Origin of the sequence: Pseudomonas sp. JV245A (assembly GCF_032424515.1) — a bacterium.
Taxonomy (GTDB): Bacteria; Pseudomonadota; Gammaproteobacteria; order Pseudomonadales; family Pseudomonadaceae; genus Aquipseudomonas; species Aquipseudomonas protegens.
Genome location: NZ_VYKE01000018.1, coordinates 1 through 18,004, shown reverse-complemented (window position 1 = coordinate 18,004; position 18,004 = coordinate 1). Strand labels below are relative to the sequence as shown.

Below are 18,004 nucleotides of genomic sequence, written 5' to 3'. Positions count from 1 at the left end.
CCAAGTAAGAAAGCCCCTTCCTGTTTGCAGGAAGGGGCTTCTAGGGAAAGTTAAAACTTCGCAGTAGCTTGTACGACTACACCAATAATCCGGCACTTGTCGCTGTAGAGCATCTTCGGATAAGTAGGATTGAGCGGAACCAGGTAACGCAAACCACCCTCTTGCACCAACTTGCGGAAGATCGCCTCGTCACTACCAGGACACTGTACAACCACCAACTTCCCGGGTTCGGCGCCAATCGCCGGATCCACCAGGATCAGCATGTCCTGGCTGATGCTCAGACCGCTGGGAGCGATCATCGCGTCGCCGACCACCACCAGCCAGAATGCCGCGCCCCGGGCCTGATAGTCGGAAAGCTCGTAGCGCTCCGGCACGTAGGCAGGCTGCCCGTCTTCGCGAACCTCGCCGGCCACCCGCCAATCGCTCACCGGGTAACGGAAGTACGGGTTGTACTTGTTGAGCAGCGCAGGCCCGTCTGCCAGGGGCTCGCCATCGTCTCCTAGCAAGGGTTTCTCGCGGACCACCAGGGCCACTTCGAGAAAGCCCATGCCGATCTCTTCCAGCACCCGGTTCATGTCTTCGATCTTCGGTTGGCGGCGCTTGCTCAACCAGTGACCGATACCCCCTTGAGACATGCCCAGGCGCTCGGCGAGCTTTTCCTGTGTGACCTTGCGGCCTTTCATGTTGGCTTTGACCAACTCGATCCATTTGTCCATGGGCCGAACAATACGTTGTGTATTTCCAGCCTCAACACACAACTTGTAGTATTTGAAATCCCGTCACAATTACAATGTGTATTAACATCGGCCTACCCCTATTTCCTTTCTCAGACAGGGCAGAACACTTCATGAACACAAGCAGCAAGGACGTGCCGGAACTCGATACAGAGACCACATTAAGCTCACTCAAGGACAGCCAGGCTGCCCGACGCGCAATGGACTATTACTTGAAGCCGGCCATTACCGAGTCAGACAAGGAAGAGAAGTTCTTCGAAATCAGGCGCAGCCTGAGCAGCGAGGAAGCCATGATCCACGCCTCCGACCTGCTGCGCTGTGCAGCGGCCACCGCCTACGATGCAGCGGACAATCTGCGGGGAGCCAATCGCGACCTGGCGTTTTCAGTGGTGCACATGATCGATCTGGCCAAGGCCCTGGTGGACAAATCACTGGAAAGCCAGCGCGTTGAGTCGAACTGAAGCCCTGCGTACGGCTGGACGTGAAGCCAGCGACGGGAAAAAACGGAAGTGGAAAAATATTTTCCGGAAGGCGGGGAAAAACATTTGACTTGCAAATGATAATGATTATTATTGCAAGCAACTGATCGCGAGATCAGTCGATAGCCCAAAGGACCTTAGGTCGGACCTTTGGATTATCTCCTCATCAGGCTAATCACGGTTTTTGACCCGGCTTTTTGCCGGGTCTTTTTTTTTTGCCAGTTTTTCTGGCTTGGCTTCAGGCTAATGAAGACTGTAGGTGTCGCAAAAAATAATGGCGGCGATGATAGCAAAAGAATGTCCTTTTGCAAGCAAACGCCCGTCGTAAAAGCCTCGCAAATCAAAAAGTAGCGCTTGAGAATCAATCGCATAGCCACTAAGCTTCGTCTGCGTCAAGGACGACGCCCCCCTTCTTTTACCCCCCCTTCTGTGTAGAGTAGCGCTCATAACAATCCTGATAAGGAATCGATTATGACCGTGGGCAATCACACTTCTTTTGATATTTGCGCTGATTTCGACAGTGGCAACATCGACGTACTGGATATCAGCAACCCGTTGCAGGCACTGCTGGCCATCCGCCCGGATACCCGCAGCCCGCACTTCCAGTGGTTTCATTTCAAGGTCAGCGGCCTGCATGTCGGCCAGGAACACTGGTTTCGCCTGACCAACGCCAGCCAGTCCTCCTACAACAAAGCCTGGACCGGCTACCAGGCAGTGGCCTCCTACGACCATGTGAACTGGTTTCGCGTACCGACGATCTTCGAAGGCGACGCCTTGCGCTTCAACCTGGAAGCCACCCAGACCCATGCCTGGTTCGCCTACTTCGAACCCTACAGCCGTGGCCGCCACGACTGGCTGATCGACCAGGCCCTGACCAAGGCCGGCACCGAGTTGCTGGCCGTGGGTAAAAGCGTCGAAGGCCGGGACATCCAGTTGCTGCGCAAAGGCAGCGGCGCGCCAGGCCAACGCAAGATCTGGATCATCGCCCAGCAGCATCCCGGTGAGCACATGGCCGAATGGTTCATGGAGGGCGTGATCGAGCGCCTGTTCCGTCACGATGATGCGGAGCTCAACGCGCTACTGGCCAAGGCCGACCTGTACCTGGTGCCGAACATGAACCCCGACGGCGCATTCCACGGCCACTTGCGCACCAACGCCCAGGGCCAGGACCTGAACCGTGCCTGGCAGACCGCCAGCCAGGAACTCAGCCCGGAAGTGCTGTTCGTCCAGCAGCAGATGGAACAATACGGCGTCGACCTGTTTCTCGATGTGCACGGCGATGAAGAGATTCCCCACGTGTTCACCGCCGGCTGCGAAGGCAACCCGGGCTATACCCCGCGACTGGAGAAGCTCGAGGAGCATTTCCGCAGCCACCTGAAACGCCAGACCCGGGACTTCCAGACCACCCATGGCTACACCCGGGACAAACCCGGCCAGGCCAACATGGCCCTGGCTTGCAATGCCGTCGGGGAAAAGTACGACTGCCTGGCCCTGACCCTGGAAATGCCCTTCAAGGACCACGATGACAACCCCAACCCGCTCACCGGCTGGTCGGGCAAACGCTCCATGCAACTGGGCAAGGATGTGCTGAGCACCCTGGCCGACCTGGTGGATCACCTGCGCTGAACCCGACTGAGGGCTGCGCCCCCCGTTGCGCAGCCCTCAGTCACCCTCCCCGACCGGCACCCGCCGGCAATCCTCCGGCCCCAGCAAGCGCCCGTCCGCCGAGCGCAGTTCCAGCGCGCGCAACGGCTGCCCGGTCTGCCGGTCGACCATCCGTGAATGCGCTTCCCCTTCCTGGTAGAAAAACGCTTCGCCCCATTGGCGCAAGCCGATGATCAGGGGAAACAGCCCCCTGCCCTTTTCCGTCAGCACGTACTCCTGGTAGGCACTGCCATCGGACGCCGGGACAACCTCGAACACCCCATGTTCCACCAGGGTCCGCAGGCGTGTGGCCAGGATGTTCTTGGCCATGCCGAGGTTGCGCTGGAACTCGCCAAAACGGCGGATTCCGTCAAAGGCATCCCGCACGATCAGCAGCGACCACCAGTCGCCAATGGCGTCCAGTGAGCGGGCAACCGGGCACTCGGCATCTTGCAGGCTGGTGCGCTTGACCATGTAGGGCATTCTCCGATCAGGCCAAAGGAAAGTGGTTGCAATATAAAACCACGATCTTTACCGTACAACTGGTTTCATTATAAAACCAAAACCCGGAGCCCAACATGTCAGCCAATTCTTCCCCTCATGCCTCGCCTGCTCTTTCCACCAAAGTGGTGCTGCTATTCGCCATCGCCTGCGGTCTGGCGGTGGGTAACGTCTACTACGCCCAGCCACTGCTGGATGCCATGGCTCATACCTTCGACCTGGCGCCGGCCACCGTGGGCATCGTCATCACCCTGACCCAGGTCGGCTATGGCCTGGGCCTGCTGTTGCTGGTGCCCCTGGGGGACCTGTACAACCGGCGACGGCTGATCGTGACCCAGACCCTGCTCTCGGTGCTGGCCCTGCTCACCGTGGCCCTGGCCCCGAGCAGCGCCTGGCTGCTGCTGGGCATGGCCTGCATCGGCCTGCTGGCGGTGGTAACCCAGGTACTGGTGGCCTACGCCGCCAACCTGGCCCCAGCAGAGCAACGCGGCCGAACCGTGGGCATGGTCACCAGCGGCGTGGTGGTAGGCATCCTGCTGGCCCGTACCGTGGCCGGGACCATGGCCGACCTGGCGGGCTGGCGTTCGGTCTATCTGTTGTCCGCCGGGCTGACCCTGCTGGTGGCCCTGGCCCTGTGGAAAACCCTGCCTACCCGCGAGCAACCCAAGGCCACCCAGGGTTACGGGCAATTGCTCGGTTCGCTGCTGCAACTGTTCAGGGAGGAAAAAGTGCTGCGGGACCGGGCGGTGCTGGCGATGCTGATCTTCGCCGCCGGCACCGTGCTGTGGACGCCATTGGTGTTGCCATTGAGTGCCCCGCCACTGTCCTTGTCCCACACCGAGATCGGCCTGTTCGGCCTCGCCGGCGCGGCAGGCGCCCTGGGCGCGGCACGGGCCGGGCACCTGGCCGACCGCGGCCTGGCGCAGTGGACCAGCGGCCTGGCACTGGGCCTGATGCTGCTGTCCTGGCTGCCCATTGCCTTCACTCAATCGTCCCTGTGGGCCCTGCTGTTCGGGGTAATCAGCTTCGACCTGGGCCTGCAGGCCGTGCACGTCACCAGCCAGAGCCTGATCTACAGCGTGCGCCCCGAGGCGCAGAGCCGACTGGCCGCCGGCTACATGCTGTTCTATTCCCTGGGCAGCGCCGCAGGCTCCATCGCCGCCACCGCCACCTATGCCTGGGCCGGCTGGGCCGGGGTCTGCCTGCTGGGGGCCGGGATCAACGGCGTGGCGCTGATCTACTGGCTGTGGAGCCTGGCCCCGGGCAAAGCCGCGGCCAGGGTGGGTTGCGCCACTTGAGCCCGGCGCCGCCGGGTTCAATCAACCGCGGCCGCGCAACATGCTCTGCAGCACGCCATCGCGACGCACCCAACCATGGAACAGCGCCGCGGCCAGATGCAGCAGCACGGTGAAAAACAGCAGGTACGCCAGATAACCATGGGCCTTGCGCAACACCGCAAACAGCTGGGCATTGGCCGGCAGGATCGCCGGCAGTTGCAGCGAACTGCCGAGCATCACCGGGTCGCCGGCCGCCGAGATCATGCCCCAGCCCAGCAGCGGCAGGCTCAGCATCAAGGCGTACAGCAGCACATGGGAGGCCTTGGCCACCAGCACCTGCCAACCCGGCAGGTCTGCCGGCAACGGCGGTTGTCGGGTGTAGAAACGCACCCATAGGCGCACCAGCACCAACAGCAAGATGGCGATCCCCAGGGGCTTGTGCAGGTGGATCAGCCATTCATGACGCGCGGAAACCGAGGCCACCATGCCGGCGCCGATGAACAGCATGGCGATGATCAGCAACGCCATCAGCCAGTGCAGCAGGCGCGCCAGGGGAGCGAAATGTCGAGGTTGGCTATTCATGGACGTGGCTCCTGGGCGCCGGGCAATTGGCTGACTTCGCTGGTGCGACGCAGGTAGGAACTGGCGTAGGCCGCAGAGCGCGCTGCCAGCAGGGGGTCGTCGGACGCCTGGATGCCGCTGGGGAGGATCAGCGGATCGTAATTGATGTCCCGACACTCGCCGCTGTTCTGCGCCTGGGTGCTTTGCAGCACCAGGGTCCCGGCGTTGATTACCGGCCGCTGCGCCGGCCAGGCCTTGCTGGCGTCATCCGTGGGGTCGCCGGGCGCCGCCAGGGTGATCTGCAAGCGCCAGCGCAGCGGCCCTTGGGCCAGGCGCCGAGCCAGGTCCTGCTCCAGGTAGTCGGCGCCTTGCGGGGCACTGCCTGCATCAGGCCCATCCCGGGTCTCGGGCACTACCCCCCAGCGCACTGCCTGGCGCTTGCCGCTGCCATCCACCAGGTAGAAGGCATTGATCCCGTTGTAGCTTTCACTGGCATAGCTGGCCGAAGGTTTGGCGTCCTTGACCCATTGCAAAAACGGCGCCGCCTCGGGATGGCTGGCGAAGAATGCCGGCACTTTGCTCGGGTCCGGCTTGCCCGTGGCCGGATCAGGGGAGCCGGCCTGTTGCAACTGATAGAAGGCTTCGGGAGTGCCCACCGGGAACACCGGCATGCTGTTCATCCCGGTCCGCCACTGCTGGCCGTTGGCCTGGAGGAAACGCAGCGCCAGGCTGCGGATCGGCACGCTGCTGTCCGGCGCATAGGGATTGCCACTGGGCAGGGCAAAGCGCCCCACCACCGGCGTGCGTGCCTCATTGAACACCTGCGCCGTGGAGTAGGCCCGGGCCTCGCCGCTGCTTTCGAAGTAGCCGATGACGCACACCCCTTTGGCGTGATTGCGGCGATACCCCGGGTGCACGCCATTGTTGGTTTCCAGCACATCCACCAGGGCTTTGGGGGTCAGGCGACCGGGATCGAGGCTGCCATGCACATAGGCCAGAGCCGCCGCAGCGACGGCCACCACCAGGGCGATTGCCCCCAGGCGCAGGGTCAGGCTGACGGGCCCCAGGGGTGGGCGGTCGGGCTTTGATGAAGGATCAACCATGGGACATCTCCAATACGCATAGCCATGAGGGCAAGGACCTGTCAGACGCAGCTCGCCCAGGGTTATTCCACGACCGGTATTTATTTTCCTGCGGCTGGAATAACCTGCTGTGCGGCGCGTCTTCCTAGCCTCAAGCCTAGTGACTGGCCCAGCATCCGCAGGATTTCATGAACGATCTCGACCAACAGCTACGCCCGCTGATTCCAAGGCTGCGCCGCTTTGCCCTGTCCCTGACGCGCCAGCCCAGCAGCGCCGACGATCTGGTGCAGGCCTGCCTGGAACGCGCCCTCGCCGGATGGACCGAGAAACGCCCCGAAGGCGACCTGCGGGCCTGGCTGTTCGCCATCCTCTACCGGCAGTTCCTCGATGCCCACCGGCGTTCCCGACGCTACGCGCGGATGCTGGAGTTCTTCACCGGCCGTGACGACAGCCAGCCCTCGGTGGAGCGCACGGTGATGGCGCAATCGACCCTGGAAGCCTTCGACCGCCTGAATGCCGAACAGCGCGCCCTGCTGCTCTGGGTGTCGGTGGAAGGCTTGAGCTACAAGGAGATCGCCGAGATTCTCCAGGTGCCCACCGGCACCGTGATGTCGCGCCTGTCCCGGGCCCGCCAGGCCCTGCGCCAACTCAGCGACGGCGAAATCAGCAGCCCTTCTCTACGGATACTCAAATGATCAGCCTGCCCCCCAGCGACAGCGACTTGCACGCTTATGTCGACCACCAACTCAGTGAGCAGGACCGCCGGTTGCTGGAACACTACCTGGCCAGCCACCCGCAGGTGGCGGCCCGGGTCCAGGCCTGGCAGCAGGACGCCCAGCACCTGCGGGCGGCCCTGGGTGGTGCCCTGCTGCAGCCGGCCAACCCGGCGCTGGACCCTGTGCAGATCCGCGCGCGCCTGAAGCAACGTAGCCTGCGCCGCCTGGCCAGTGCCGCGGTGCTCCTGGTGGCGGTGGGCGTGGGCGGCCTGAGCGGCTGGCAGGCGCGGGAACTGACCCTGGCCGGCAGCAGCGTGCTGCCCATGACCGACGCCCTGCAGGCCTATCGTCTGTTTGCCGAGCAGGGCATGCTCCCCGCGGACTTCAAGGTACAGGGCAATCAGAGCATGCAGGCCTGGCTGGACCGTTACTTCACCCAGGCCAGCCCATTGCCGGATCTGCAGGGGGCCGGGTTCAGGGCCGTCAGCGGACGCCTGCTGAGCACCGAGCAAGGCCCGGCGGCCATGGTGCTGTACGAGGATCGCGAGGGGCGCAAGGTCAGCTTCTACATCCGCCCGCCAGGGCCGCAGAACAAACTGCTACCCCCGGGCAGCCGCCGCGAGGGCCCGTTGCAGGCGCAGTACTGGTCCGGCCAGGGCTACAACTACGCCATGGTCGGCCCGGCGGAAATTCCCCTGTAGCCCTCAGAAGCCCACGTCCAGCACCACGTTGTCGATATAGGTGCCGGCCGGCGGGGTGCTCTGGTCGGTGTAGATCCTGGCGTTGTAGTTGAAGATCTGGCTGCCGGTGCCCAGGCCGTTGCCGGGGTTCACCTCGGCATCGGTGCTGGAGCGCCGGGCACTGCCGACACTGCCCCAGCGGGTGCTACCGGCACTCTTGAAGATGTCGTAGGCCAGGTAGTTGCTGCCGGAAATCATCTGCCTGCGCCCCCCCGCACTCACCGGGTGCTGGCCGTCGCTCAGGCCCACGGTGTAGGCACTGCCCTTGGTGCAGGCCAGGTTGATGGTCTGCCCGGTCACCGTCGCGAAGGCGCTGATCACCGGCGCGCTGCCGAAACTGATGTTCGGCGCAGTGATCACGCAATCGTTGGACACCGTCATGTTCACGGTCAGGCTCTGGGTACCGCTGCCGACATCCCTGCCCAGACAGATCCCCAGGGCGCCGATTCCGGAGCAATAGTTCCAGCTCCAGAGAATGCTCAGGTTCTCGGTATAGACCCCCGCCGCAACGTTGCTGCCGGTGAGCGTACCCAGGTAGATGGGCACCGTCTTGGCCACGGTCGGGCTGCCCAGCAGGCCCAGCAGGTCGATGATGGAATTGCGGGCGAAGTCGAACTGCACCCCGCGGGTGATCGGATAGCTGGTGCTGTTGTTGGCGTACAGGGTGTAGCTGATGACGTCGCCGGTAGGTCCCACCATGCCGCTGGTGGTGGAGGTGATGGTGGCGTAGAAATGATCGTTGCTGGCCAGAATGCTCAGCAGCGAGCCGGTACAGCTCAGCCCGGCATTGGTGGTGGAGGCCGGCTGCGAGGTGGTGCGCACCAGGATCGAGCTGACGGTACCGAAGCCTGCCGGCGCGGTCGGGACCGTTGTGCACAGTGCCTGGGCCGTGCACGACAGCACGCTCGCCAGCAGCCCCAGTATTGCCTGTCGCCATCCCTTGCCCGCATTCACACGCCACGCTCCTTGATCCGGTGATACCGCCGTTACTGACAGACCAGCGGGCCGATCAACGGCACCTGCTGCTGTTGCATGTCGATGTCGAACTGCGCCCGGCAGGTCTTGCCGTCGGCCAGTTCCACGTGCAGGGTGTTTTGGGGCGCGAGGTTTTCCAGATAGACCAGCCCATCCCAGCCGACCACCGTCCGCGCCCCGCTCTGCTCATGAGTGACGTTGCTGCCCAGGGGCAGCTCGCGCTGCTGGGCGTCCACCAGCACCACGCTGGCGGCAATGATCCGGGTCAGCGGAAACTCCAGCAGGTAGCCGCTGCCACGCCGCACCGCCACCCGCTGCTCGACATTCGGGCTCTGCACGTTGGCCGGCAGGTTCAGCGGATCGATCTCGTACTTGCCGCGGTAATAGGCGCTGCTCCAGGGCACCAGCAGATGGCCGTTCTTGTCGGTCTGGCCCACCAGCTGGTTTTCATAGCGCACCGGGATGTCCTTGTAGCCGTCGGTACTGACCACCACGAAGGCGTCGTCGATCTGGTTGGCGGCGAACACCTGGCGGTCCATCCACACCAGTGAACCGCTGGCATCGGCCCAGCGGGTCTCGGCATCGCTGGTGCCATAGACCCCGGCCTGCAGGCGCACCGACTGCAGGCGCCAGGTCACATCGGCCTGGCGATAGTCGGCGCCACTGCCGGTGGCGTAGCCAAGGTTGTAGCCAACCCCGCCTTCGATCGGCACCGAGCGGCTGAAGTTGACCCGCTGGCGGTTTTCCCCGGTCTTGCTGCGCTCGTTGCTCAGGCTCAGGCTGCCGTGCAGGTCGAAGGGGATCACCAGTTGTGCCTGCATGGCCCAGTGGCTGTCGCCGATCTCGCGGTTGGCCGACAGGTAGAAGCTGCTGCTGTGCCACAACGGCTTGCTCCAGGTCAGGTTCAACAGCCGGGTACGGGTCGAGTCGGCGGCGCGCACGTCGAAGTAACCGGCGCCCAGGCTGCCGAAGCGCTCCAGGTTGAGGCTCAGGGTCAGTTGCTCGCTACGCTGGCTGAGGCTGGTGTAGGGGCTGTCGACCACCGTCAGGTCGGCGTACTGATCACGCCGCTGCACCCGCTGGTAGGCGACGCTGTAGCGCTGGCTGCTGTACTGATAGCCAAGGCTCAACTGCTGGCCGCCGTCGCCGTCGAAACGGCTCTGGCTGACGGCGGTATTGATCACCCCGAACTGCCCCAGCCGCAGGTTGCCGCCGACCCCGCCCAGGGTCAGGGAGTCCGAGGCTTCGGCATGGCCTTCCAGGGTCAGGCTGTCGCTCAGGCCGTAGCGCAGGCTGCTGGAAGTCACCCCCGGGCCATAGCCGAAGTCGCGCAGGGTGTAGTCCCGGCGCAAGGTGCCCGCGGCCACCGAGAAGTCCGTCAGGCCCTTTTGCAGCAAGGTGCTGGTGACGTAGAACGGCACCGTGGTGGACACCTGCCGGCCAAGGGCATCGGTGGTGACCACCACCGCTTCGCCGGCGCCGTTGATGAAGGGAATGTTGGTCAGGGTGTAGGGGCCGGGCTGCAGGTCGGCGCTGCTGGATTTGTAGCCGTTGATGAACAGGTCCACCGAGGACGGCACCGCTGCTTCCCCGGCGAACTGCGGCAAGGGATAGGTCACCAGGTCCGGACGCACCGAGAAATCCCGGGACAGTTGCACCCCGCCCAGGCGCACCGAGTTGCTCCAGGGCAAGGCGCCACTGATCAGGTCACCGGCCTCGTAGGTCAGCAGGCGTTCATCGTCGGAAAAACGCCAGGTGGTGTCATAGCGTCGGTAACCGTTGTTCAGGGAGTTGTTCCCCACCCCCGACAGGGTCTGGCGGTACTGCCCGGTGTTGGACAGCGTGCCCCAGGAGTCGAACAGCCGCACCTCGTTCCAGGCCGCCAGGTAGGTGCCGCCGTCATCGGTGTCGTTGAGGTACAGGTCGTAGTTGAGCAACCCGCCGAAGCTGCTCAGGGCCGGGGTCCGTGGGTAGGCCTGGCGGCTGCCGATGAATTGCTCCGGCAGCCAGTCGGGCGGTACGTCCAGCAGCAGCCGCTGGCCCTGGCTGTCGTAGTCGCTGTGCAGGCCCGGCAGGCTGTCCAGGTCGACCTCGGCGCCCAGCCCCTCGGGCAGCTTGATCCCGGTTTCACGCAGGGTCTGCGCCGGCAGAAACAGCCGGCCGGAGCGCTGCTCCACCGCCACCACCTTCCCTGTGTTCATCTGATTGATCACCAGTTCCAGAAACAGCTGTGCATCGGCCATCGACTCCAGGCTGCTGGGCGGCGGCGGCAGTTCGCCCGCCGGCACCCCTGCGGCCAGCATCAGGCTACACAGGCCGGTCACCAGCCCTTGCCACCTGCGAAAACGCCGAGCCGGGTCCTGGCTCATTGCGGGCTCAAGTCCATCTATGGACATCTCCATCCCGGGGCGGATGCGCCACCGCGCTCACATCCGTCCGTACCTCTCCCCACCGGCCGTCCGACTGGCGGCCGCGTTGCGCCCGAGGCTCAGTGCGTAGGCGCCAGGTCCTGTACCTGCGGTGCTCCATTGACCCGCAGTTGCAGGGTCGACTCGGCCGCCAGGGTTTCCGGCACCGGCCAGCGCATCACCGCCCCGGGCAACACATAGCCCAGCAGCCCAGGCGCCACGGGCCGGGCCTGCCCGCCCTGCTTGAAGGCCACATCGGTCAGGCGGGCGTGCACCGCGCCCTGGTTGCGCAGCTCGAAAAACGTCTTGCCGTCCACTGCCACCTTGCGCCAGCTCAGGTCCGGCACGCCGGCCCCCTTGGGATCGCGTGGACGGGAGGTGTCTTCCTTGCTCCACAGCCCGGCGCCATAGGCGAACAAAGGCACCGAGTAGCGCATCTGGAAGCGGATCGCTGCCGCACTCTTGGCATCCCCTTCCGGGGTGATGGGCTTGGCCGAGGGAATCTCGTCGATGATGATCCGGTACGCCAGCTCCTGCCCCGGTGGCACCTCGCGGGTGCGGGTCAGGCGTACCAGTTGCTTCTGCCCCGGCTCGATCTTCGCCACCGGCGGGCTGCCGATGACATCGCGCTGGTTCTGGTACTGGTCGGCAAAGCCGCTCTGGCTCCAGGCAAACACCCGGATCTGCAGGTTGGCGGTCTCGGTACCGCGGTTCTCCAGCCACAGCGCGCTGGCCTGCTGATCGGCCTCCAGTACCGGGTCGATCGGCCAGATCAGCACCGAACTGGCGGCCTGGACCCTGGGTACAACTGCCAACAGCCCCGCCAGGATCAGATAACCGGTCCCCCGCATGCCCTGCAAAGGTAAATGCATACTGCTACTCCTTGTCCGCCTGCCGGCTGGTTATGAATGCGCCCCATCACCACGACAGCTGCACCTGCAGCACATCGCTGTACGTCCCCCCAGGCTGATTGCCCGGCAACTGCACCTGCCCGTAGATCGGCAGGCTGATGTTATTGGCATCGCTGTAGGCCACGGCCACGCTCTGGCCTATCCCCAGGCTCTGGCTGTAGCCCGCATCGCGAAACAACTGATAGGCCACCCGCGCACTGCCGCTATTGAGCTGCATGTGCCGGCCGCTGCTGTTGTACTGGCCTCCGTCCACCGTCATGTTCAGGGTCACCCCCGGCGTGCACTGCAACTGCACGCCCCCGGTGAGCGCCACTCTGACCGTGCTGGTGGACAGCGCCGACTGGCTGCCGAAGGCCAGGCTGCCGTAGTTGCTGACGCCCCCCACCACCAGGCACCCGGCGGTGATGGTGGCGCTGACCTGGAAGCTCTGGCTGGTGGCCGCAGCGATCCACCCCGGCCAGGCACTCGCGCAGGCCAGGAGCAGCAGCGCACAAGCGTGGCTGGCCATGGCATCAGAAGGTCAGTTGCACGGACACCGTATCGGTGTAGGTGCCGGCCGGTAGCCCCGCCTTGCCCACCGCCTGGCCATAGAGGTTCACGGTTTGCGCCACCCCGGTGCTTGGCGCCAGGTTGATCACGCCGTTGATCGCGACGATCTGCGAATGCCCGGAGTCGGTGTACAGGTCATAGGGCACATAGTTGGCCACCCCGTCGAACAGGGCCCGGGTGCCACCGGTGGACTTGCCGTCATTGGCGCCGCCCTGGATGGTCAGGGTCGGCGTGGTGCCGGTGGAGCAGAGGATCGACAGCGCGCCGCCACCGCCGCCCAGCACCTGGCCGGTGGCCGTGGTGAACAGGCTGTTGGTGGTGCCGAAGTTCAGGGCACCGAAGTTCAGCCCGGTGCTGCCGCCGACGCCGTTGACCTGGCAACTGCTGGTGAGGATCAGGGTCGAGCTGATCTGCCCGGTGACCGTGGTGGCGGCATTGGCCGTTGAAGCCATGACCAGCCCCAACAGAGGCCAGCCGATTCTGGATACAAGCGCGTGCATGATGTGTGTCCTCTCATGGTTTACCAATCCAGCGTGATGGTCAGGGTGTCGGTGTAGAGCCCTGCCGGAACCGCGCGGGTATTCGCGACCACAGAGCCGAACACCGGGATGGGAATCCGTCTGCCGCTGCTCACTGCGAAATTGCGCTGCTGGCCGATGCTGTAGCTGTCGCTACCGGATGCATCGACGAACAATCGATAGGGGATGGTCTGGCGGCCATTGCTCAAGCGCCGGGTCGTGCCGTCGCCGTTGAGGCCGCCATTGATGGTCACGGTGAAGCCGGTGACCGAGGAGTTGCAGGCCACCTGCAGCTGGCCCTCGGCGCTGTTGGTGAGGCTGGCCTTGATCGGCGCGACCCAGGTCGGGCCCTGCTGGCCGAAGTTGAGCATGCCCGGGTCGCCGATCGGGCTGGCAGATGGATCGCCGCCGCTGCTGACCTGGCAGGCAGCGGTAATCACCAGGCGTGCCTGGATCTGCCCGCTGATTGCCGCCTGGGCGTCGTCCGCCAACAGGCACAACGAACCCAGGGCGACAATCGTCCAGGTCCTGCCTTTCATTGCAGCCATCCCAGTTCCATCAGGACTCCCACATGGGCCGTTCACCATGAACCGCCCTCCCTGCTCTGCCCCGTTACTCGTGGCAGCATTCATGCCCCGGCCCTACCAGGTCAGGGTCACTTTCAATACATCGGAATAACCGCCGGCCCGGGGGATCTCGGCCAAAGGTTCGATACGCCCGTACAAGGGCAGGTCCACCGTGCCGGAATCCGGCACCCGGCCACTGACCGGTACATTCACCGGCAGCGGAATCCGCCGGGCCGGGTCCTGGTAGAGGCGATAAGGAATGGGTTTGCCGGCCCGGGTGTTGCTGGCCAGGTAGCGCACTTCGCCGACACCACCGTGCAGGCCGCCGTCGATGCGCATCTGATAGGGGGTATCGGGGTTGCATTCCAGGCGCGGCTGGCGGCTGCCCGGCAGTGCCGCCGACAAGGGCCCGGCCGGGTCGTCCAGGCGCGCGGTGCTGCCGAAGTCCAGGGTACCGAGCTGTTCGATCCCCGCTTCGCGCTGCTGGCCGACCAACTGGCAGCCACGCAGCACATCGACCCGGACCTGCACCTGCAAGTCCGCGGCCCCTGCTGTCGCGCTGAGCAATGCGCTCATCACTGCCACACCCTTATATCCATTCAAGGCCTCAATCCTTATGAGGAGCATTCGCTGAAGTCAGGTTAGCAACCCGCGGGGAAACCGCCAGTTAGCGTATTAATTGCTCACGGCATGAGCGCTGCGCCGGGACGGCTGCAGCCATGCCTTTTCGAGATGACTGGCCGGGGCATTTTCTATTGGTTAAATTGGCACGCCGCTCTTAAGGTGAGCGGCCTGGAACCATCGGGGTAATCAACATTGGCCGCTTTACCGCCAAAACCTGCACAGACTCGATCTCCCTGGCGTCGCCTGTTCGCCAGGCCCACCCGCCGCCCGAGCGCCGCTGGCGCGCTGATCCATGACTACTTTCGCCATAAGGCCCTGGACCTGGGCTACACCCTGAGCCATGGCCAGTTGCAGGTGATCGAGCGCATGGGGCAACTGGCCGACGCCCTGGAGCAGGCCACCCCGCAGGCGCCGAGCCTGTACCTGTATGGCGCCGTGGGGCGGGGCAAGAGCTGGCTGCTGGACGGCTTCTTCCGCGCCCTGCCCATCGCCGAGAAACAGCGCCTGCATTTCCATGACTTCTTCGCCCAACTGCACCAGGGCATGTTTCGCCACCAGCAGCAGGCCGATGCCCTGGAAACCACCCTGGATGAGCTGCTCCGCCAGTGCCGGGTACTGTGTTTCGATGAGTTCCATGTCCACGACATCGGCGACGCCATGCTCATCACCCGGCTGTTCAAGGCCCTGTTCAAGCGCGGCATCGTGCTGCTGGTGACCTCCAACTACGCCCCCGAAGGCCTGCTGCCCAACCCGCTGTACCATGCCCGCTTCAAACCGGTGATCGAACTGATCAACGCGCGCATGCAGGTCATGGAAGTCGGCGGTGCCGAGGATTACCGGACCCACGCGCAAACCCACGAGCAACAGGCCTTTACCCGGGGGCAGTATCTCTGGCCCGGCACCGCGGCCCAGCGCCAGGCGCTCACGCTGCCCGAACGCCACGCCCCGGCAACGCTGCTGCAGGTCGGCAGCCGCCAGCTGACCACCCGCCAGCGCCAGCAGCGCAGCATCCGCTTCGAATTCAACGACCTGTGCCAGCAGCCCACGGCAGTCATGGACTACCTGGAACTGAGCCGCCAGTTCGACACCTGGATCATCGATGAACTGCCGCCACTGGCGGAGTGCTCGATCGCCGCCCAGCAGCGCTTCATCAACCTGATCGACGTGCTCTACGACCAGGACAAGCGCCTGCTGCTGATCGGCCAGCGCCCGCTGGCCGAAAGCCTGGGCGGCCACGCCATCGACCTGGCCCGCACCCGCAGCCGCCTCGGGCAATTGCAGGAAATCGGCCCCGAGCACCCGCTTGAGCGAATAGCCACATGAGTTCGATCAGCTTTTGCGAGCTGGTGTGCCTGCACCTGCAAGATTCAACCCTCAAGCACTCCCGGCTATTTGGCCTGGAGAGTTTCTCGGCAGCCGAACTGGCGGCCAAAGGCTATGAGCGGGTCGGCGAGCCCCAGGACTTTCACCAGTATGAAAAACGCTGCACGACGCGCTACCACCAGCGAACCCTGGAGGTGCTGTTCAAGTGCTACTTCCTTGACCGGCAACGGGTCGGCAGTGGCTTCAACCTGGCCCCCGGGGCCCGCCTGACGTCGGTGCTCAAGTACAGGAAACGCCTTGCGGCCCAGCAAAACCTGCCCCCTTCGCAGTTGGCGTTCCATTTCTCGGAGGACAAGCAGGAAGGCGCGGTGATTCTGGATGACCGGCACGTCATGCGTTTCAACCAATGGAGCCGCCAGGGCGCCTACCTGCTTGCAACCCTGGAGAGCGACTTCGACCTGGAAAGCCCGCTGGGCAGAGCCGCCACCGGATCGGTAAAAAATACCCTGGAGCACCACAGCCTGGAGTCGATGCTGGCTGAAGCCGGGAACTCCAGGCACCCCGCGGCATTTCGCCGGCTGGCTGGAGCACTGCAAGATGCAAGCATCTGATCGCAAAGAGATTTACCGACTGGCAGAGGCACTTTTGCGCGCCATTGAACATGCCCAGCCGACGGCATTGGCGGCAGTTGGCGTGAGCCCGGCCATTTATGCAGAAATCCTCGAAGAGCTGGACAGCTCGGGAGAACAGGCCGGGGACCTGACCCTCGTGCCCTATGACCGGGCATTCCAACCAGACCGCAGCGGCCGAGTCGCCCTGGACCTTTACCCGCTGGGCACCGAGCCATCGACCATGAGAGTGGCCTGCCAGCTGTGGTCCAAAGGCCGCAAGACCGACCTGACCCTGATTGCCGACTACGTTCAAGGAGCGGGCGCGTTGGCCTTCAGGCTGCTGGAAACCCAATAGCCCCCATCCCATGGCCGCTCAGGCAGCAAAAACCGCCGAACTGCTTTATTCTGCCCGCCTTTTTCTTCTTTCGAGTGTTGACGCTGTTCATGGATACCCTTGCCCAACTGCGGGCTGGCCAACTGGCCGGCATCAAGCGCCTGGACCTGTCCTGCGGGCTGACTGAGTTCCCCCGGGAAATCTTCGATCTGGCCGACTCCCTGGAGATCCTCAACCTCAGTGGCAACGCCCTGAGCAGCCTGCCCGAGGACCTGCACCGACTCACTCGCCTGCGCATCCTGTTCTGCTCGGACAACCGGTTCAGTGAAGTACCGGCCTGCCTCGGCCAATGCCTGCAACTGAGCATGATCGGCTTCAAGGCCAACCGCATCGAGCGGGTGCCGGCCGCCGCCCTGCCACCGCAGCTGCGCTGGCTGATCCTCACCGACAACTGCATCAGTGAACTGCCCGAAGAGCTGGGCAAGCGCCCGCTGTTGCAAAAGCTCATGCTGGCCGGCAACCGCCTGACCGCCCTGCCCCAGAGCCTGGGCCAGTGCCAACGCCTGGAGCTGCTGCGGATTGCCGCCAACCGCCTGACCGAGCTGCCGCCCTTCCTCCTCGCCCTGCCGCGCCTGACCTGGCTGGCCTATGCCGGCAACCCGCTGGAGTCGGAAGCCGATGCCACGGCCCTGGAATCCACGCCGACCATCCCCTGGAGCGAACTGACCCTGGAACAGCGCCTGGGCGAAGGCGCCTCGGGGGTGATTCACCAGGCGCAATGGCAGCCCGCCGGGCAACCGCCGCGGGCGGTGGCGGTCAAGCTGTACAAGGGCGAGATGACCAGCGACGGCTCGCCGCTGCACGAAATGAACGCCTGCATCAGCGCCGGGCTGCACCCGAACCTGATCCGCGTCGAAGGCCGCATCCTCGACCACCCCCAGGGCCAGAACGGCCTGGTGATGCAACTGATCGACCCCAGCTACCGCAACCTCGCGGCGCTGCCGAGCCTGGACTCCTGCTCCCGGGACATCTACCCGGACGACGCCCGCTTCAACGCCGACGTAACCCTGGGCATCGCCCGGGGCATTGCCTCGGTGGGCGCGCACCTGCACGCCCAGGGCATCACCCATGGCGACCTCTATGGCCACAACACCTTGTGGAACGCCCAGGGCGACTGCCTGCTGGGGGATTTTGGCGCAGCGTCCTTCCATGCCCAGGACGACACCGTGCAAAGCCGGGCGCTGCAACGCCTGGAAGTACGGGCCTTCGGTATCTTGCTGGAGGAATTGCTGGAGCGCGGGGATGGCTCGCTGAGCCTGGAGCAACAGCAGAAACTCGCGGCGCTGGTGCAGCGCTGCTGCCAGCCGGAGGTACTGGCGCGACCGGGCTTTACCCAGGTCTGCGAGGAATTGGCGGGGCTTTAAAACAGCTTCGCCGGCCAGCCGGCTCCT

Annotated in this window: 20 protein-coding genes; 9 read left to right on the top strand and 11 right to left on the bottom strand. The window is 64.5% G+C overall.

Going from position 1 to position 18,004, the window contains the following annotated elements; genetic code table 11:
- Positions 1–50 precede the first annotated feature (50 nt).
- Positions 51–716, bottom strand: coding sequence for a LexA family protein (locus F6S12_RS07980; RefSeq protein ID WP_011062227.1), 666 nt, complete (start codon positions 714–716; stop codon positions 51–53).
- 131 nt (positions 717–847) lie between these two features.
- Here F6S12_RS07980 and F6S12_RS07975 point away from each other — a divergent pair, with 131 nt between their 5' ends.
- Both F6S12_RS07975 and F6S12_RS07970 read left to right on the top strand, forming a co-directional pair.
- A complete protein-coding gene (locus tag F6S12_RS07975) occupies positions 848–1,195 on the top strand; it encodes a DUF6124 family protein (RefSeq protein ID WP_015636319.1) in 348 nt (115 codons plus the stop codon).
- Positions 1,196–1,684: 489 nt separating this feature from the next.
- Positions 1,685–2,839, top strand: a complete 1,155-nt coding sequence (locus tag F6S12_RS07970) for a M14-type cytosolic carboxypeptidase (protein WP_011062229.1) — start codon at positions 1,685–1,687, stop codon at positions 2,837–2,839.
- Positions 2,840–2,875: 36 nt separating this feature from the next.
- Here F6S12_RS07970 and F6S12_RS07965 read toward each other — a convergent pair whose 3' ends face one another.
- Positions 2,876–3,331: a winged helix-turn-helix transcriptional regulator gene (locus F6S12_RS07965; protein ID WP_011062230.1), complete on the bottom strand. Its 456-nt coding sequence runs from the start codon at positions 3,329–3,331 to the stop codon at positions 2,876–2,878.
- A 104-nt stretch (positions 3,332–3,435) separates the two neighbouring features.
- On the opposite strand from F6S12_RS07965, the gene F6S12_RS07960 reads away from it, so the two are divergent.
- Positions 3,436–4,656: an MFS transporter gene (locus F6S12_RS07960; protein WP_315868826.1), complete on the top strand. Its 1,221-nt coding sequence runs from the start codon at positions 3,436–3,438 to the stop codon at positions 4,654–4,656.
- Positions 4,657–4,677: 21 nt separating this feature from the next.
- Here the strand turns inward: F6S12_RS07960 and F6S12_RS07955 are convergent, their stop codons facing one another.
- Both F6S12_RS07955 and F6S12_RS07950 read right to left on the bottom strand, forming a co-directional pair.
- Positions 4,678–5,217: a cytochrome b gene (locus tag F6S12_RS07955; RefSeq protein ID WP_123472766.1), complete on the bottom strand. Its 540-nt coding sequence runs from the start codon at positions 5,215–5,217 to the stop codon at positions 4,678–4,680.
- The gene (locus F6S12_RS07950) at positions 5,214–6,299 is read right to left on the bottom strand and encodes a catalase family peroxidase (protein ID WP_315868825.1); all 1,086 of its coding nucleotides are present in this window, start codon (positions 6,297–6,299) and stop codon (positions 5,214–5,216) included. Before F6S12_RS07950 ends, F6S12_RS07955 begins: the two co-directional genes overlap by 4 nt.
- 167 nt (positions 6,300–6,466) lie before the next feature.
- Here F6S12_RS07950 and F6S12_RS07945 point away from each other — a divergent pair, with 167 nt between their 5' ends.
- Together F6S12_RS07945 and F6S12_RS07940 are read left to right on the top strand one after the other, a co-directional pair.
- Complete coding sequence (locus tag F6S12_RS07945) at positions 6,467–6,973, top strand: RNA polymerase sigma factor (protein WP_011062234.1); 507 nt, start codon at positions 6,467–6,469, stop codon at positions 6,971–6,973.
- The gene (locus F6S12_RS07940) at positions 6,970–7,695 is read left to right on the top strand and encodes an anti-sigma factor family protein (RefSeq protein ID WP_019095137.1); all 726 of its coding nucleotides are present in this window, start codon (positions 6,970–6,972) and stop codon (positions 7,693–7,695) included. Before F6S12_RS07945 ends, F6S12_RS07940 begins: the two co-directional genes overlap by 4 nt.
- Before the next feature lie 3 nt (positions 7,696–7,698).
- Here the strand turns inward: F6S12_RS07940 and F6S12_RS07935 are convergent, their stop codons facing one another.
- The 7 genes from F6S12_RS07935 to F6S12_RS07905 all read right to left on the bottom strand — a co-directional run bounded on the left by F6S12_RS07935 (position 7,699) and on the right by F6S12_RS07905 (position 14,237).
- On the bottom strand, positions 7,699–8,688 hold the full coding sequence (locus F6S12_RS07935; protein ID WP_011062236.1) for a spore coat protein U domain-containing protein: 990 nt from the start codon (positions 8,686–8,688) through the stop codon (positions 7,699–7,701).
- A gap of 32 nt (positions 8,689–8,720) precedes the next feature.
- Positions 8,721–11,078, bottom strand: coding sequence for a fimbria/pilus outer membrane usher protein (locus F6S12_RS07930; RefSeq protein WP_315868824.1), 2,358 nt, complete (start codon positions 11,076–11,078; stop codon positions 8,721–8,723).
- A gap of 119 nt (positions 11,079–11,197) precedes the next feature.
- Positions 11,198–11,989: a molecular chaperone gene (locus F6S12_RS07925; RefSeq protein WP_015636325.1), complete on the bottom strand. Its 792-nt coding sequence runs from the start codon at positions 11,987–11,989 to the stop codon at positions 11,198–11,200.
- A 46-nt stretch (positions 11,990–12,035) separates the two neighbouring features.
- Positions 12,036–12,536 carry a spore coat U domain-containing protein gene (locus F6S12_RS07920; RefSeq protein ID WP_015636326.1) on the bottom strand — a complete coding sequence of 167 codons (501 nt, stop codon included), beginning with the start codon at positions 12,534–12,536 and terminating at the stop codon, positions 12,036–12,038.
- 4 nt (positions 12,537–12,540) lie between these two features.
- The gene (locus F6S12_RS07915; RefSeq protein ID WP_015636327.1) at positions 12,541–13,077 is read right to left on the bottom strand and encodes a spore coat U domain-containing protein; all 537 of its coding nucleotides are present in this window, start codon (positions 13,075–13,077) and stop codon (positions 12,541–12,543) included.
- Positions 13,078–13,097: 20 nt separating this feature from the next.
- Complete coding sequence (locus F6S12_RS07910; RefSeq protein ID WP_011062241.1) at positions 13,098–13,634, bottom strand: spore coat U domain-containing protein; 537 nt, start codon at positions 13,632–13,634, stop codon at positions 13,098–13,100.
- Between the two features lie 102 nt (positions 13,635–13,736).
- Positions 13,737–14,237, bottom strand: a complete 501-nt coding sequence (locus F6S12_RS07905; protein WP_015636329.1) for a spore coat U domain-containing protein — start codon at positions 14,235–14,237, stop codon at positions 13,737–13,739.
- A 240-nt stretch (positions 14,238–14,477) separates the two neighbouring features.
- Between F6S12_RS07905 and zapE the strand changes: the two genes are divergently transcribed.
- From zapE to F6S12_RS07885, 4 genes are all read left to right on the top strand, one after another.
- Positions 14,478–15,608, top strand: coding sequence for a cell division protein ZapE (gene zapE / locus F6S12_RS07900; RefSeq protein ID WP_315868823.1), 1,131 nt, complete (start codon positions 14,478–14,480; stop codon positions 15,606–15,608).
- Positions 15,605–16,219 carry a hypothetical protein gene (locus tag F6S12_RS07895; protein WP_210671975.1) on the top strand — a complete coding sequence of 205 codons (615 nt, stop codon included), beginning with the start codon at positions 15,605–15,607 and terminating at the stop codon, positions 16,217–16,219. The genes zapE and F6S12_RS07895 overlap by 4 nt, the downstream gene beginning before the upstream one ends.
- Positions 16,206–16,574, top strand: a complete 369-nt coding sequence (locus F6S12_RS07890) for a hypothetical protein (RefSeq protein ID WP_210671976.1) — start codon at positions 16,206–16,208, stop codon at positions 16,572–16,574. The genes F6S12_RS07895 and F6S12_RS07890 overlap by 14 nt, the downstream gene beginning before the upstream one ends.
- Before the next feature lie 89 nt (positions 16,575–16,663).
- Positions 16,664–17,977, top strand: coding sequence for a leucine-rich repeat-containing protein kinase family protein (locus F6S12_RS07885; protein WP_210671977.1), 1,314 nt, complete (start codon positions 16,664–16,666; stop codon positions 17,975–17,977).
- The last annotated feature ends 27 nt before the right edge of the window (positions 17,978–18,004 follow it).

Coding starts and splice junctions, on each gene's coding strand:
- F6S12_RS07980 (WP_011062227.1), bottom strand. CDS start 716: ATGGACAAATGGATCGAGTTGGTCAAAGCCAACATGAAAGGCCGCAAG.
- F6S12_RS07955 (WP_123472766.1), bottom strand. CDS start 5,217: ATGAATAGCCAACCTCGACATTTCGCTCCCCTGGCGCGCCTGCTGCAC.
- F6S12_RS07970 (WP_011062229.1), top strand. CDS start 1,685: ATGACCGTGGGCAATCACACTTCTTTTGATATTTGCGCTGATTTCGAC.
- F6S12_RS07975 (WP_015636319.1), top strand. CDS start 848: ATGAACACAAGCAGCAAGGACGTGCCGGAACTCGATACAGAGACCACA.
- F6S12_RS07920 (WP_015636326.1), bottom strand. CDS start 12,536: ATGGCCAGCCACGCTTGTGCGCTGCTGCTCCTGGCCTGCGCGAGTGCC.
- F6S12_RS07910 (WP_011062241.1), bottom strand. CDS start 13,634: ATGAAAGGCAGGACCTGGACGATTGTCGCCCTGGGTTCGTTGTGCCTG.
- F6S12_RS07890 (WP_210671976.1), top strand. CDS start 16,206: ATGCAAGCATCTGATCGCAAAGAGATTTACCGACTGGCAGAGGCACTT.
- F6S12_RS07925 (WP_015636325.1), bottom strand. CDS start 11,989: ATGCATTTACCTTTGCAGGGCATGCGGGGGACCGGTTATCTGATCCTG.
- F6S12_RS07915 (WP_015636327.1), bottom strand. CDS start 13,077: ATGCACGCGCTTGTATCCAGAATCGGCTGGCCTCTGTTGGGGCTGGTC.
- F6S12_RS07885 (WP_210671977.1), top strand. CDS start 16,664: ATGGATACCCTTGCCCAACTGCGGGCTGGCCAACTGGCCGGCATCAAG.
- F6S12_RS07895 (WP_210671975.1), top strand. CDS start 15,605: ATGAGTTCGATCAGCTTTTGCGAGCTGGTGTGCCTGCACCTGCAAGAT.
- F6S12_RS07950 (WP_315868825.1), bottom strand. CDS start 6,299: ATGGTTGATCCTTCATCAAAGCCCGACCGCCCACCCCTGGGGCCCGTC.
- F6S12_RS07940 (WP_019095137.1), top strand. CDS start 6,970: ATGATCAGCCTGCCCCCCAGCGACAGCGACTTGCACGCTTATGTCGAC.
- F6S12_RS07965 (WP_011062230.1), bottom strand. CDS start 3,331: ATGGTCAAGCGCACCAGCCTGCAAGATGCCGAGTGCCCGGTTGCCCGC.
- F6S12_RS07960 (WP_315868826.1), top strand. CDS start 3,436: ATGTCAGCCAATTCTTCCCCTCATGCCTCGCCTGCTCTTTCCACCAAA.
- F6S12_RS07930 (WP_315868824.1), bottom strand. CDS start 11,078: ATGAGCCAGGACCCGGCTCGGCGTTTTCGCAGGTGGCAAGGGCTGGTG.
- F6S12_RS07905 (WP_015636329.1), bottom strand. CDS start 14,237: ATGAGCGCATTGCTCAGCGCGACAGCAGGGGCCGCGGACTTGCAGGTG.
- F6S12_RS07945 (WP_011062234.1), top strand. CDS start 6,467: ATGAACGATCTCGACCAACAGCTACGCCCGCTGATTCCAAGGCTGCGC.